This is a genomic window from Actinomadura sp. 3N407 (assembly GCF_052245875.1).
Taxonomy (GTDB): Bacteria; Actinomycetota; Actinomycetes; order Streptosporangiales; family Streptosporangiaceae; genus Spirillospora.
Window position 1 is genome coordinate 25,319 of the sequence record NZ_JBQQBP010000012.1, and the last position, 14,034, is coordinate 39,352.

The 14,034-nt window shown below is 71.3% G+C and carries 12 protein-coding genes; 3 read left to right on the forward strand and 9 right to left on the reverse strand.

Going from position 1 to position 14,034, the window contains the following annotated elements:
* The first annotated feature begins 393 nt into the window (after positions 1–393).
* Both ACTWPP_RS27570 and ACTWPP_RS27575 read left to right on the forward strand, forming a co-directional pair.
* Positions 394–2,625 (forward strand): LuxR C-terminal-related transcriptional regulator, encoded by a 2,232-nt coding sequence (locus ACTWPP_RS27570; RefSeq protein WP_443107286.1) that lies wholly within the window; start codon positions 394–396, stop codon positions 2,623–2,625.
* Positions 2,626–2,706: 81 nt separating this feature from the next.
* Entirely contained in the window at positions 2,707–4,719 is a 2,013-nt protein-coding gene (locus tag ACTWPP_RS27575) for an ATP-binding protein (RefSeq protein WP_443107287.1), read from the forward strand.
* A gap of 31 nt (positions 4,720–4,750) precedes the next feature.
* On the opposite strand, the gene ACTWPP_RS27580 is transcribed toward ACTWPP_RS27575, so the two are convergent.
* From ACTWPP_RS27580 to ACTWPP_RS27610, 7 genes are all read right to left on the reverse strand, one after another.
* Positions 4,751–5,671 (reverse strand): FAD:protein FMN transferase, encoded by a 921-nt coding sequence (locus ACTWPP_RS27580; protein WP_443107288.1) that lies wholly within the window; start codon positions 5,669–5,671, stop codon positions 4,751–4,753.
* A 158-nt stretch (positions 5,672–5,829) separates the two neighbouring features.
* Positions 5,830–6,033: a DUF5999 family protein gene (locus ACTWPP_RS27585; protein ID WP_443107289.1), complete on the reverse strand. Its 204-nt coding sequence runs from the start codon at positions 6,031–6,033 to the stop codon at positions 5,830–5,832.
* A 206-nt stretch (positions 6,034–6,239) separates the two neighbouring features.
* Positions 6,240–7,100, reverse strand: coding sequence for an ABC transporter ATP-binding protein (locus ACTWPP_RS27590; protein ID WP_443107290.1), 861 nt, complete (start codon positions 7,098–7,100; stop codon positions 6,240–6,242).
* A 31-nt stretch (positions 7,101–7,131) separates the two neighbouring features.
* Positions 7,132–7,959 carry an ABC transporter permease gene (locus tag ACTWPP_RS27595; RefSeq protein WP_443107291.1) on the reverse strand — a complete coding sequence of 276 codons (828 nt, stop codon included), beginning with the start codon at positions 7,957–7,959 and terminating at the stop codon, positions 7,132–7,134.
* On the reverse strand, positions 7,956–8,651 hold the full coding sequence (locus ACTWPP_RS27600; protein WP_443107292.1) for a hypothetical protein: 696 nt from the start codon (positions 8,649–8,651) through the stop codon (positions 7,956–7,958). Before ACTWPP_RS27600 ends, ACTWPP_RS27595 begins: the two co-directional genes overlap by 4 nt.
* Positions 8,648–9,574, reverse strand: a complete 927-nt coding sequence (locus ACTWPP_RS27605; RefSeq protein WP_443107293.1) for a zf-HC2 domain-containing protein — start codon at positions 9,572–9,574, stop codon at positions 8,648–8,650. The genes ACTWPP_RS27600 and ACTWPP_RS27605 overlap by 4 nt, the downstream gene beginning before the upstream one ends.
* Positions 9,571–10,131 (reverse strand): RNA polymerase sigma factor, encoded by a 561-nt coding sequence (locus tag ACTWPP_RS27610; protein WP_443107294.1) that lies wholly within the window; start codon positions 10,129–10,131, stop codon positions 9,571–9,573. The genes ACTWPP_RS27605 and ACTWPP_RS27610 overlap by 4 nt, the downstream gene beginning before the upstream one ends.
* 675 nt (positions 10,132–10,806) lie before the next feature.
* Between ACTWPP_RS27610 and ACTWPP_RS27615 the strand changes: the two genes are divergently transcribed.
* On the forward strand, positions 10,807–11,178 hold the full coding sequence (locus tag ACTWPP_RS27615; protein ID WP_443107295.1) for a VOC family protein: 372 nt from the start codon (positions 10,807–10,809) through the stop codon (positions 11,176–11,178).
* A 286-nt stretch (positions 11,179–11,464) separates the two neighbouring features.
* Here the strand turns inward: ACTWPP_RS27615 and ACTWPP_RS27620 are convergent, their stop codons facing one another.
* A complete protein-coding gene (locus ACTWPP_RS27620) occupies positions 11,465–12,649 on the reverse strand; it encodes a serine hydrolase domain-containing protein (protein WP_443107296.1) in 1,185 nt (394 codons plus the stop codon).
* 711 nt (positions 12,650–13,360) lie between these two features.
* Positions 13,361–13,780, reverse strand: coding sequence for a MerR family transcriptional regulator (locus tag ACTWPP_RS27625; RefSeq protein WP_443107297.1), 420 nt, complete (start codon positions 13,778–13,780; stop codon positions 13,361–13,363).
* Positions 13,781–14,034: the final 254 nt, after the last annotated feature.

Consider the following 14,034-nt stretch of genomic DNA (forward strand, 5'->3'; position numbering starts at 1 on the left):
CGGCGTCGCGCACGAGGTCGTCCCTGCGTCAATGCCGATCACCGCGTGCAGGCGGGGCCGCCGATGGGTGATGGGTCCCCCGCGAACGTTGGTGGCTGATGAAGACGCGGTCGAGGAGGTCCATTTTCAGCGACATGGCTCATGTGCCTGGCCCTCGTACTCGATCAACACATTCTGGCCGCCCGGTGAACGTTCAAGCGGAAGCGCGGGGGAATAGGGTGGAAATTGATCGGCGAGGTGCAACGCACGGTCATGCGGGGCGAGGTGGTGACGATAACAGCGGCATCGAGCGCCACGAGCAGCCGGCAGTCGAGATTGCCTGCCGAGGCGACCAGTTTCGTAGGGCGTCGGCGGGAGCTGGCCGAGATCCGGCGCCTGCTGGCGGCGTCGCGGATGGTGACCTTGACGGGCGTGGGCGGGGTCGGCAAGACCCGGCTGGCCACGCGGGCGGCGGCGGTCCTGCGGCGGGCTTTCCCCGACGGCGTGTGGCTGGTCGAGCTGGCCCATCTGGAGAAGCCCGAGCTGCTGATCACGACGGTCATGGAGGCGCTGGAGATCCGTGATCACTCCAACCGGCCGCCGATGGAGGTACTGGTCGAGCGCCTGCGGGACAGGCGGGCGCTGGTGATCCTGGACAACTGCGAGCATCTGCTGGACGAGTGCGCCATCCTGGCCGAGACGCTGCTGCGCTCGGCCCCGGAGCTGCGGATCCTGGCCACCAGCCGCCACGTTCTGGGGATCGTCGGCGAGCAGACGCTCTCGGTGCCGACGCTGTCGCTGCACGGCCTCGGCCCGCGCGCGGCGGCCAGGACGCCGGCGACCTCGGACGCGGTGCAGCTGTTCACCGAGCGGGCCCGAGCCGTGCTGCCGGGGTTCGCGGTCACCGAGGCCAACCGGGAGGCGGTGGAACTGATCTGCCGGCGGCTGGACGGCCTCCCGCTCGCCATCGAGCTGGCGGCGGTGCGGCTCCGGGTCCTCTCGGTCCAGCAGCTGCTGGACCGGCTGGACGATCGCTTCCGGCTGCTCACCGGGGGATCGCGGGCAGCCCTGCCCCGGCACCAGACGCTCCGAGCACTGATCGACTGGAGCTACGCCCTGTGCACCGAGAAGGAACGCGCGCTGTGGGAGAGGACTTCGGTCTTCAGCGGCGGCCTGGATCTGGAGGCGGCCGAGGAGGTGTGCTCCGGCGACGGAATCGCCCGCACGGAGGTCGTCGAGCTGATCACCGCCCTGGTGGAGAAGTCGATCCTGACCCGCGAGGAGCACCCCACCGCGGTCCGGTACCGGCCGCTGGAGACGATCCGGCAGTACGGCCGCGAGCACCTCGCCGAATCCGGCCGGACGGCCGTGCTCCAGCGCCGCCACCGCGACTACTACCGGGGACTGGCGGCCGAGGCGCGCGTCCGGCTGTTCGGACCCGACCAGGTCGCCTGGCTCGGCCGGCTCCAGCTGGAGCACGCCAATCTGCGCTCCGCGCTGGAGTACTGCCTGGCCGACCCGTCCGAGGCCAGGATCGGGCTGGGCATGTCCGCGGACCTGCTGTACCACTGGATCACCAGCTACTACCTGGCCGAGGGGCGCCGCTGGCTGGACCGGGCGCTGGCCTCCGACACCGGAACGAGCGACGTCCGGGCCCGGGCGCTGTGGTCCAACAGCTGGCTCGCCATCATTCAGGCCGAGCCCGAGGCCGCCGCCGCGATGCTGGAGGAGAGCAAGGCCATCGGGGAGGAGTTGGGGCTGGAGCCGGTTCTCGGCTATGTGGCTCTCTTCTCAGGGATGATCGCCATGTACCGGCAGGACACCTCGACCGCGATCACCCTCTACAAGGAGGCCGTGGCCCGCCACACCGCCACCGGGGACCCGGTGGGCCGCGCTCTGGCGTTGATCAGGCTGTCCCTGGCCCGCTCCTTCCTGGGCGACTCGGCGCTCGCCATCTCCATCGGCGAGGAGGGCATCGCCGTGTGCGACGCCTACGGGGAGGGCTGGCACAGGGCCTACACGATGATGGCGCTGGGGGTCGAGGTGTGGCGGCAGGGAGACGCCGCCCGCGCGACCGCGATGGAGCGGGAAAGCCTACGGTTCAACCACTCGCTCGACGATCCCCTCGGGATCGGGGTGAACCTTGAGGTGCTGGCCTGGATCGCGGCCACCGAAGGGCAGCATTCGAGGGCGGCCCGGCTGCTGGGGATCGCCGAGAGCGTCTGGAAGGCGGTCGGCGCTCCCCTGTCGGGCTACGGACACCTTGCTCACTATCACGACGCGTGCGTGGACGACACCCGCCGGGCCCTCGGCCCGGCGGCGTTCCTCACGGAATTCGGGCGCGGCGCCGGCATGCCGTACGAGGAAGGGCTCGCCTACGGCCTCGGGGAGGCGGTGCCCGCTGCCGCCGCGTCCCAGGACGCCGACAGCTCGTCTCCGCTGACCCCCCGGGAGACGGAGATCGCCCTGCTGGTGGCCCAGGGGGCGAGCAACAAGAAGATCGCGGCGGCGCTGGTGATCTCCCAGCGCACCGTCGAAGGGCACATCGAGCACATCATGAACAAGCTCGGATTCAACTCCCGCGCCCAGATCGCCGCCTGGGTCAGAGACAAGGAGCACGGAGACGGCGCAGGGCCCTCCGGGTGAAGAGGCGAAATGCCTGGTCAAGACGTTACCGCAGAGCACCCCACGGTCGAGGGCTCCAGCTTCGTCGGACGCCTTCGGGAGATGTCCGAGGTGAGGCGCCTGCTGCCCAGGACACGGCTCCTGACCTTGACCGGCGCGGGCGGGGTCGGTAAGACCCGGCTGGCGCGCCGGGCGGCACGGTCGCTGCGGGCGCGGTTCCCGGCCGGGGTGGAGATCGTGGATCTGGCCACGGTGGAGGACGTTCGTCTCCTCGAACCGACGGTGGCGGCCGCGCTGGGACTGCGCGATACGGGGCGGCGGGTCATGCCGATCCTGGTGGATCACCTGGCCGACAAACGGTTTCTGCTCGTCCTGGACAACTGCGAGCATCTGCTGGAGGAATGCGCCGAGCTGGCGGCCAGGCTGCTGAGCGGTGCTCCCCGGCTGCGGATCCTCGCCACCAGCCGGCAGGCGCTGGGGGTGGCCGGCGAGCAGGTACTGGTGGTGCCCGCGCTGGAGGTCCCGCCCGCCGGCACCGATGTCCGGGGCATCGCGCGGAGCGAGGCGGTGCGCCTGTTCGCCGAGCGGGCGGCCGAGGTGCGGCCGGGGTTCGCGGTGGACGCGGCGACCGCGCCCGCCGTCGCCCAGTTGTCCCGGCGTCTGGACGGGCTCCCGCTGGCCATCGAACTGGCCGCCGCACGCCTGCGCACGATGCCGCTGGACGAACTGGTGAGCGAGCTCGAACGGCGCTTCGACGTGCTGGCCGGTCTCCGTACCGCGGCCCTGCCACGGCACCGGACGTTGTACGCGACCATGGACTGGAGCTTCGGGCTGTGCACGCCCGGCGAGCGGCGGCTGTGGTCGAGGCTGTCGGTGTTCCCCGGCGGGGTGGACCTGGAGACCGCCGAGGCGGTCTGCTCGGGTGACGGGGTCGCGCCCGAGGGGGTGCTCGACGTGATCGCCGGCCTGGTCGACAAATCCATCCTGATCAGCATTCGGGGCGATACCGGAGCCCGCTACCGCATGCTGGAGAGCATCCGCGCCTACGGCCGCGAGCGGCTGGCCCATGGCGACGAGCGGGCGCTGTACCGGCGGTACCGCGACCACTACCGGCGCCTGGCCGAGCGGAACCGGATCGACCTGCTGGTCCCCGACCAATTCGCCCGCTATCGGGCGACGCTGGCGGAGATCCCCAACATGCGTCTGGCCCTGGATCTGTGCTTCCGGCGGCAGGGCGACCCCGCGGCGGGGCTGGAGATCGCGCTTGCGCTGTGGGCGGCCTGGCTCCTTGCCGGTGCTCTCAACGAGGGCCGGAACTGGCTGGAACGCGGCTTGGACCTGGTACCACAGCCCAACGTCACCCGCGCGATGGCCCTCTGGGTCAACGCCCTGTTCGCCGCCTACCAGGACGACCTCGGTGCGGCGAGGCTGCTGGCGGACGAGTGCCGGCTCGTGGCCGAACGCACAGGGGACCGGACGGCCCTCGCGTTCGCCCACCAGGCCGCCGGCATCAGTGCGCTGTCGATCGGCGACACCGGGCGCGGGTTCTCGCTGTTGCAGGACGCGCGCGCCCACCACCAGGCCAGAGGCGACTCCCATGCCACCGCCGTCAACCTGTACTACGCCGCCTCGTTCGGCGTGGCGGCCCGGAGCCCGGACCAAGCCGCCGCTCTGGGAGAGGACCTCCTGGCCATGGCCGAGGCTCGTGGCGCCCCGATCGTCCAGGCATACGCCCAGATCACCCTGGGATACGCGGCCTGGCGGCAGGGCGACCCGCGCCTGACCGAGGCCAGGATGAGGCGGGCGGCCACGTTGCTGGCCGGCATCGGCGACCGGTGGGGGCTGATCCAGTGCCTGGAGACGCTGGCCTGGACCGCCGGCGCCGATGGCCGCCACAAGCGGGCCGCCCGGTTGCTGGGCGCCGCCGGCAGGCTCTGGCGTGCCCTCGACATCCCGCCTCTGGGATTGCGGGCCCTCGCGCACTCGCATCGGGACTGCGACGCCCAGGCCCGCCGGGAACTGGGGGAGCGGGCGTTCACCACCGCCTACCGGTCCGGATCGAGGCTCGACCTGGACGGCGCGATCGCCTACGCGCTCGATGACGTAAGCGGATGATCCGCGCGCGCTTCCCTCACTTGGAATCGGCTCACGAGGGATCGGCGCTGTGGCAGGCCGGGGCCAGCCGCCCGTCGCCATCGGGCGCCGTGGCCGGGCAGGGCTCGGCGGGCCAGCATCCGACCGTGGCCACCCGGCCGTCGGCGTGCACCATCCGGGCTCGCAACTCCCGGGAGCTCAGCCAGGCCGCGGCGTCATGTCCCGAGACGAGGGCGGCGATGCTCGCCGTCTTGGCGGCCACGCAGCCCAAGCCGATGACCGAGACCGTACGCCAGGGCCGGTGCGCGCGCACGGCCGACCGCGGATCCAGGGGGTGGCGAACGGCCCGCCCGTCGTCCGTCGTGTGGACCGGCGATACCAGGCTGGAGGTGGCGAGCCCGCCGGGCGCTCGCAGCACGATGTCCTCGCCGTGGCGAGGCGCGCCGTACGATCCTCCGCCGTGACCATAGGGCACCTGCGCCGACCAGCCCGCGGCGGGGACCGGCCCGGCCACCGCGATGGCACCGGGAAGCGAAACGAACACGCCGCATCCGGCCTGGCCCGCGGCCGATTCCGCGGCACGGTCGGCGGCGAACGCGGTGCCCATGGGCCAGAGGTCGAGGGTCGTCCCGGCGGGCGCCGTCACCGTGCCCGGCGGCTCGTCGATCACGACCGACCGGCTGTCTCCCCGGGGGGCGCCCACGACCGGGTCGACCAGGCCTCCGGTCAGCTCCGCGGCGTGCAGGGCCGTCCACAGCACCGCGTGGAAGGTGGCGCCGACCGGCACGGGGCGGCCGGAGCCGGCGTTGACCCGTGCCAGGTCCGAGTCGCCTCGGAAGGCGCCGCAGGCGGCGTCGATGTCGGCGATCACGTGGTCGACGGCCCGACGGGCCACGCTGAGCCGGTCGAGATCCTCCACCATCACCGTGGCCACTCCGCCCCAGAGCGGGAAGCGTTCCTGGCCGAAGGTCATCACTTTGCTCCAGAGGTGGTCGGGTGGCGAACATCGGACGGGCACGCCGCCTCGGCGTCCGGTTCCTTCACGGCGGGCCGGTGGCGCTCCGCCCTCCGCCTTTCCGTCTCCGGTGGTGCGTGGGCCATGGTCGCCGTGCATTCCTTCCCGGATCGCGATCAACTCACAACCGCGGCGACGAGTGCGCTCGACCGCTGAGCGGGAAGGGTTTGCCCGTCGGGCAGCAGCTCGCCCTGGTCGTCGAAGATGACGATCCCGTTGCAGAGCAGGCCCCATCCCTGTTCCGGGTGGTAGGCGAGGAGGCGGGCGGCGTCATGATCGGCTGCGCTGGCGCGTGGGCAGGTCGGCTGGTGCTGGCACATGGTCTGACTCTCGTTGGTGCAGGGTGCTGCGGGGTGCATTGCAACCAGCATGCGCGGCGGACCTACCGAGGGGGGAGGGGGAAAATACCCATATGGCCACCCAAAAGAGCGTTTCAAGCGTTTCATCCTGGATGCTGTTCGGTTCCGCGGCAGGTGGGGGGCCGTCGGGCCGGCCGGGCGGGCCGATCCCGACGGCCGGGCGCGGTTCACCGTGCGGTCAGCGCCAGGTACCCGTCCTCGAGGGCGGGCTCCACCGGCCGTGCCTGCGGCCCCGGCGCCGCGGACGCAACGATCCGGTACCGCATGCCGCCCTCGTGTGGCAGCGCGGACACGACCGTACCCTCGGCCGGCGGCGGCCCCTCGGTGATGACCGACCACACCCGGCCCCGCGCGCGGTGGGTCAGCTCGTCTACCGTGCCGCGGAAGACGAGCCGGCCCCTGGAGAGCACCGCCACCTCGCGGCAGGTCTGCGCGATGTCGTCGACGATGTGCGTGCTCAGCAGCACGGTGCGCCGGTCGGCGAACTGGGCGAGCAGGGTGCGGAAGCGGATCCGCTCTTCCGGGTCGAGTCCCGCGGTCGGCTCGTCCACGATCAGCAGTTGCGGGTCGGCGAGCAATGCCTGAGCGATGCCGACCCGTTGCCGCATCCCGCCGGAGAAGGCGCGCAGCCGGCGGTCGGCGTCCCCGGTCAAAGAGACCACCTCGAGCAGCTCCGCGACCCGCCGGCGGCGGGCCGTACGGCCGTCCATGCCCTTGAGCAGCGCGAGGTAGTCCAGGAACTGGCGTGCCGTCAGGTCGGGATAGACGCCGAGGTCCTGCGGCAGGTAGCCGAGGCCGCGCTGCACGGCGGTGCGCCCCGCGCCCGTGCTCATGTCGTGCCCGCCCACGGTGGCCCGGCCGGATGTCGGCCGTACCAGGCCGGCGAGGATGCGCATCAGTGTGGTCTTGCCCGCGCCGTTCGCGCCGAGCAGCCCGAACATGCCGGTGGGCACGACCAGGTCCAGGCCGTCGAGGGCGGCCGTCCCGCCATGGTAGGTCTTTGTCAGCCCGGAGATCTCGATCCGCATCGGGGTTCCTTCGGTCGTCGTTGGGGTGAGGTCAAGCTCGGCGGGCGCGTACCGCGTGGCCCCCGGTGAGCGCGGCGGCCGCGAGCACCAGCAGCACCGCGATGGACAGCCAGGCGGTCGTCGGCGTCGGGTCCGGCCGCAGGAAGTTCAGCGTGGCGCCGGAGACGGGGCCGGCCCAGGTCTCGCCGCCGTCGATGCCGTGGAAGTCGAGCAGCGCGTCGAGCGGGTAGCCGCCGAGCGGGTGGATGAGGGTCCGCGCGAGTGTCGGCATCATGTCCGGCGCGACCACGTTGCCCCAGAGCCAGTAGCCGACGAAGATCACGCGGAACAGCGGCGCCGGCATGATCAGGGGTACCGCCAGCGCGAAGGCCGCCACGAACAGCAGGCCCGGCATGATCACCACGGCGCATGCGGCCAGGGCCCAGCCGAGCGCGTGCGGGGCGCCGGTGTGCACCGCGTACGCCGCGGCGAGGCCGAGGTACACCGCCAGGATCGGTACGGCCGTCGCGGCGCCCGCACCGAGGAACTTGCCGACGAGCCGGGCACCTGGCCGGGCGGGCGTGGCGTCCAGGAGCGGCGCCACCCGCAGCCGGTCGTCGCGAACGAGCCGGTCGGCGAGCAGGCAGCCGTACCCGATCGACAGCAGCGCGTGCACCTGGACCGCCAGGCCGACGACGGCGGTCCTGGCCTCGGCCGGTCGCTCGGCGGGGGCGAACAGGTCACGCAGCAGGCTCCCGCCGATCAGCAGGAACAGTACGACGGTCAGCGCGGGCACGATCCACACCGACCGTTTGCGGAACTGCATGCGGAACTCGTACCTGAAGCTCGCGCCGAGCGTGTGCGCGGTCTGGCTGGTCATTCTGCCTCCTCGCCGATGAGCCGTTCCGAGCGGGCCAGCACGATCAGGGCCAGCGCGACGAGCGTGGCCGCCGCGCCGAGCAGCGCCAGCCGGTTCTCGGTCCAGTCACCGGGCACCGTGCCGCGGGTCGTGGCGAACAGGTAGAGCAGCCGCCCCGGCGGGTGCTGCTGCGCCAGGTCGGCGAAGAACTGCTGGACCGTCCAGAGCGTGCTGACCAGCGCGGCGCCCGCCGCCGGGCTGCGGAACACCGCGCCGGCCGCGAAGCCCACGGCCCCCAGGCCGACGGTCGGCGCTGCCCAGACGAGCTGTCCGGCGAACGGCCCGTGGTTGGCCGGCCAGCGCGCCCACCAGCCGGTCGCGATCAGCACGGCCGCGGCCAGCCCGGCGACCACCGCGGCCCAGCCCAGCGTCACCGCCATGCGCCGCAGCAGCGTGACGCGGTACGGCGTGGGCGCAGCCAGCTGCAGCTCCACGGCCGGATCCCGTCCGACCAGCGAGGCGCAGCCGACACCGGCGGCGAGCGGCACCGCCATCTCCAGGGTGCCGAGCAGGATGCGGGCCGTCGTGGTGTCGCCCGGCTGCGGGTTGGCGAGCGCGGCCGAGACGCCTAGCGTGACGGCGATCGGCGGACCGAGCAGGGCCGCCCATCCCGCCCGGCGCGCCTCGTACCGCCACAGCGTCATCGGTCTCATGTCTGATGGGTAGCGCGCCGGCCGCCGGGCGGTTCACCGTCGTAAGGACCAATGCGCCCGGCCATCATCACCGCGGCGATCCCGAACACGGCGCTCACGGCGAGGACCGCCGCGTTCGTGGACCAGGCGTCCACGATGAACCTCGCCGGCCAGTCGTCGCGGGCGAACACGCCGCCCGCTAGCACCCGCACCGCCCACAGCCCGATGGCCGCGCCGAGCGCCACGTCCGGCCCGAACCGGACGGCGACCAGCAGACTGACAGAAGACAGCAGCGCCATCGGCCCGAGCCAGGCGGCGATCAGCGCGTGCAGGCTCGCCGCCCCGCCGGCCGCGGCGGCGGTCAGCACGGCGGAGGCCGCCACCGCCAGCACCAGGTCGTACCCGAACACCAGCGCCAGGCGTACCAGCAGCAACAGCGGGCCGGCCGTCGGGGTGGCGGCGACCAGTTCGGTGGCCGGGTCGCGTCGTGACCGGTACGTGCCGGCGACACCCGCTGCGGCCACGATCGGGGCGACCAGCGCGAGCACCACCTCTGCGCCGGTTGCGGGCCGCGCAACGGCCGCCGCCTGAACCAGGACGATGATCACGCCGAGCGCCATCACCAGTGCGGAGGCGACGGGCACGGCCGGCCGGATCAGCCGGGCCTCGGCTACGACCAGCGCGGCGGCGTAACGCGGGCGTCTCCTCCGGGGACCGCCGCCCGGCGGGTCGGCGGGCCCCTCGATCGCGCTCCGGATCAGCACGGCCCGCACCATCCCCGTGACCTCCGGAGCCGCCTCGCCCGGCGCAGCGGCATCCGCGATCGCCCGCCAGGCGGCCAGGTCCGCGCGGCAGCGCGCGCAGTCCGCCAGGTGTGCGCGGACCCGGTCGCGGTCCGCACCGCACAGTGAGCCGGCGGCGTACGCGGGTAGCATCTCCTTCATTCAGGCACCTCCTGGGCGGTGAGCGCGGCGGCGACGGCGGCCCGAGCGTGATGCAACCGGCTCTTGACCGTGCCGACGGGGATCGCGAGCACCTCGGCGACGTCGGCGAGCGGCAGGCCGGCCACGAACACCAGGGCGATCACGTCGCGGTGGTGGTCGGGCAGCCGCCCGACGGCCGCGGCCACCGGTGTGCCGCCCGCCGCCGCGATCGCCAACTCGTCGGGGCCGGCGCCGTGGTCGGGCCGATCGGTCAGGGGTACGCCGATGGTCTCCGGGCCGTACCGGCCGCGCAACCGGTTGTGCGCCTGGCGGCGGGCGACCCCGAACAGCCACGTGGTCGCCTTCGAGCGGCCCTCGAAGGCGGCGGCCGACCGCCAGACCGCCAGCATCGTGTCCTGGAGGATCTCCTCGGCGGTCATCCGGTCGCCGGCCAGCTGGTACAGGTAGCCGTAGAGCGCCCCGGCGTGCCGCTCATAGAGCCGGGTCAGCGCGCACGCGTCTCCGGCGGCGACCGCGCGCAACAGCGCCTCGTCGCCGCCCGGCTCGGGCCGCGCCATCCGCTCACCTCCTCCGTCTGAGAATGGGTAGCGAGCAGAGGGGCGAACGGTTCACCGAGCCTCCGATCGCCGCGTCCGCGCCTGGGGCGATGGTCGACGTGGAGCTCCCGGCCCTTCGGCACATCGAAGCTGCGAACGATCGGCGACCAGGCAGGCCAGGTCTCCTTCGACGCTGAGCACGGTGTCCCGCTCGAAACTCGGTTTTCATGCCGTCACCTGGGGTTCCGCTACCGGATCAGCACCGTGGCGGGGACCATTTCCAGGTGTTGTCGTCGCTGGTCCATCGGTTGGTGAGGTGCCTGTTCGGCAGGTCATCAGGGTGTAGCACATGTCGCAGGCCCAGAGCCGAGGTCTGCGTGTCATTTCTCGGCGAGCCCTAAGACGTCGTCTCATTTGGTGAGTTGGCGGTGGCACATGAGGGAGGCGGTGATGCCGACGAAGGCCACCAGCGCCGACACCAACGCGTCGCGGGCCTGCGGATCGTCCCGTGGTCCGGCTGCGAGCTTCATAAGCATGGGGCACCGTCGGCGGCTATGGCGCTACGTCTTGTGCGCGTCGCGGTGGTACGAGTCATCGGCTGGCTGATGCTGCTGGCCGCCGGGTGCGGCCAGGACGCCGAAGGTACGATCACAAGAACGCCCTATGGGCGGGCAATCATGACTCGGAGGGGGACGGATGATCACGCACGTTAACCATGCGGTGATGTATGTGGGCGATCAGCAACGTTCGCTGGAGTTCTACGTCGACAAGCTCGGCTTCACCAAGACCGTCGATGCGGAGATGTGGCCCGGGGCCCGATGGATCGAGGTGTTGCCTCCGGGTGGCCAGACATCGATTGTCCTGTCCAGCGCGGCCGAGTTTGGAAAACAGCCGGGGGAAGGCGCGTATCTCACCTTTACCTGCGACGATGTCGATGCGACGGTGAGACAACTGCGGGATGCGGGTGTAACCGTGACCGATCCGGTCCGCGAGCCATGGGGAACCTACATCAAGGCCACGGATCCGGACGGCCACGAAGTTCAGATTTCCCAGCAGGGAAACACTTGAAGCCGGCCGCGACGAAGCGGTCAAAATCGGCGCCCGGCTGAGAACGGGCCACGTCCCTGCTCGAAATCGTCGAAGGGGAGCGCAACCATTCCTCCTGACTGAACCAGGCGGAGCGATGGTTGGGCCTGGGGCGGTGACGGGTCCGGCGTTTCCGGGTGCCTGGTCCCGCCCGCCGCGGACGACCCTGCGGTGCGCGAGCTGGCGCGCCGGTCGGCCGAGCGGCTGACGCGCATGCTCACCGGCGATGTGGAGAATGGCGATCCGCCGGTCTCGCTCGCCGTGTGGCTCAGTCACGGGCGCGTTCCTCGATTCCGAACGTCAGCTCCGTGTTCTGCTCGTGGAGGTTCCACTTTCCCTGCCGGTAGGCGTGGTTGGTGATCCAGAACACCATCACGCGAGGGTCGGTGAAGCGGGCGAATTCGCCGAACGACCAGTCGTTCCCGCCGTCGTGCTCGACGATGTGGCGGCCGCCGGCACGGATGACGACCCAGCCGTATCCGTAGTGGACCTTGTGGCCATGCCGAACGCCGACGGACACGTGCGGCTTGAACATCTTGCGCTTGGCGCGTCCGGACAGAACCTTGTTGCCCTCCAGTGCGCGATGCCAACGGAACATGTCGCGCGGTGTGGACAGCAGGCCCCCGTTGCCGCGTAGGAACCAGTACGGCCCGTCAGCGGCCCACGGGTGCTCATGCGGTCTGCCCTGCGGCCTGCCGTGCTCGTCGTACTCCACGGCGACCTGGTCACGGTCCCACCGCGGCAGGACGTACCCGGTCCGCGCCATCCCTGACGGCGCGAACAGGTGCCTGGCCAGGAAGCGTTCATAGCCGACACCCGAGACCTTCTCGATGATCGCCGCCAGGACGCTGTATCCCAGGTTGGAGTAGTGGAACGCGGCGCCCGGAGCGGACTGAAGCCGGGACTTCAGCGCGACGTCCAGCATGCCGTCGCGCGAGACCGGATCGTAGTCGTCGCCGCTCTCATCGTCGTTCAACCCCGCCGTATGCGCCAGCAGGTGATGCAACGTGATCCCTTGCTTGTCCGCGGGCACCGGGCCGAGGAATGTGCTGATCGGGTCGGTCACCCGCAGCTTGCCCATCATCTCCAGCTTCATGATCGCGGCAGCGGTGAACTGCTTGGTCATGGACATGATGTCGTAGGCGGTGTCGCAGCGCGCTGGGATCTTCTTCTCCTGGTCGGCCATGCCGAAGCCTCTGCAGTGCAAAAGCCTGCCGTCACGGGCTGCGACGACCGTGCCTCCGGGCCCCTGCGGCAATGTCGTCTCCAGGAAGCTCTGGACGGACGGATCGGTGCGCTCGTGCACCGTCGCCGCGGCCGGGCGATCAGCGTGTTGGAGGGCGGCATCGACGCCGCCCCGGCCCCGGCCGTCGCCGCATGCACTGATGGTGCCCATCGCGGCGACCGCGATCGCGACCGTTCCCACACCGCGGGAACAACGGTTTGCTCTCATGCCCGAGGACGCTACGGAGATCATCGACCGACGTCGTCCCCCAGCCGAGTGAAAGGCGGGTCCCTCCGGCTGGGGGCGCTCAGCCCTTGGTGAGTTACCCTTCCGCAGTCATGAGGTGGCCACGGCCCAGCCACTCCTCACCCCTGGCACAGACGATCGATCGTGATGTCCGGCCGCACCAGAACAGCCATCCCGCCGACCAATCCGCACATTTACCTGTACGCCGACGAGACGCCTCTGACACGAAACCGGTCCCAAGCCGCGCACGCGGCAGCGGACCCGGCCCGTGATCTGGGTGCCTGGTGCTGGGATGGGTGCTGTGCTCAGGCGGCGGCCTGGATGGTGACCTCACAAGCCGAGGGCTTGCCACTGGCCGATCAGCCCGCGTTCCCGGCTTCGGCGTTGTCGTCGCGGGTGAAGTAGTCCGCGCCCAGGTCACGGGTAGGCGACCTCATCCTGCAGACGTGCCAGATGATCACGATGAGCGTGTGGGCGATCGTGACCGCGGCCTTGCCGCCGCCTTTGCTGCCGACCGGCGGGGTATGCGGCGGAACCGGGCGCCCACCTAGGTGCGGTGCGGCCGGCCGAGACCATGCGGCGAGCGGAGTTCACCGCCGCTCAGCGTTCGGCTGCGGGTCAGGGGCCGCGCACCGCTGGGGCACCCGCCTCGAACACCGCCCGTGACGGTCACCGAACTGCGTGATCCCCAGATCAGGGAAAGGTCTGTTCGGTGGTGCCGGCGTTCTCGTTCAGCAGGGCGTCGACCTCTCGTTCGATCTCGGGCGGCGCGGTCGCGATGACGGTGTCCAGAGTGCCGCATGCGGCCTCCAGTTCGCGGATGGCGGTTCTGATGCGCTCTCGTTCCCGTAGGAGGTCGAGCAGGAGTTCCGGGCAGTCCGCGATGAGATCGGCGCCATCGCCGGCCAGGCAGGGCAGTACGTCGGCGATGGTGGCCGTGGACAGCCCGGCGGCGAGCAGGGTACGGACGTGCCCGACGGTCGTCACGTCCGCCTCGTTGTATTCGCGGTAGCCACTGGGCCGCCGCTCGGGCCGGATCAGGTTCTGCTCCTCGTAGTAACGCAGGAGCCGCTGGCTGACTCCGGTGCGCCGCTCCAGTTCGCCGATGCGCATGCGCGATCACCGTCCAGGGGTTGACTCTCACATCCATGTGAGACTTTAGCGTGGCCGCATGACCCGTTCGGCAAGCCGGGGGACACCGGCGCAGGAAACCCTTTCCGCAGGTCCACGGGAGTGGATCGGGCTGGCGGTGCTCGCGCTGCCGACACTGCTGCTGGCCATGGACGTCACCGTCCTCTACCTGGCGGTTCCGCGGCTGGCGGCCGAGCGGGACAGAACTGCTGTGGATCACCGATGTCTATGGATTC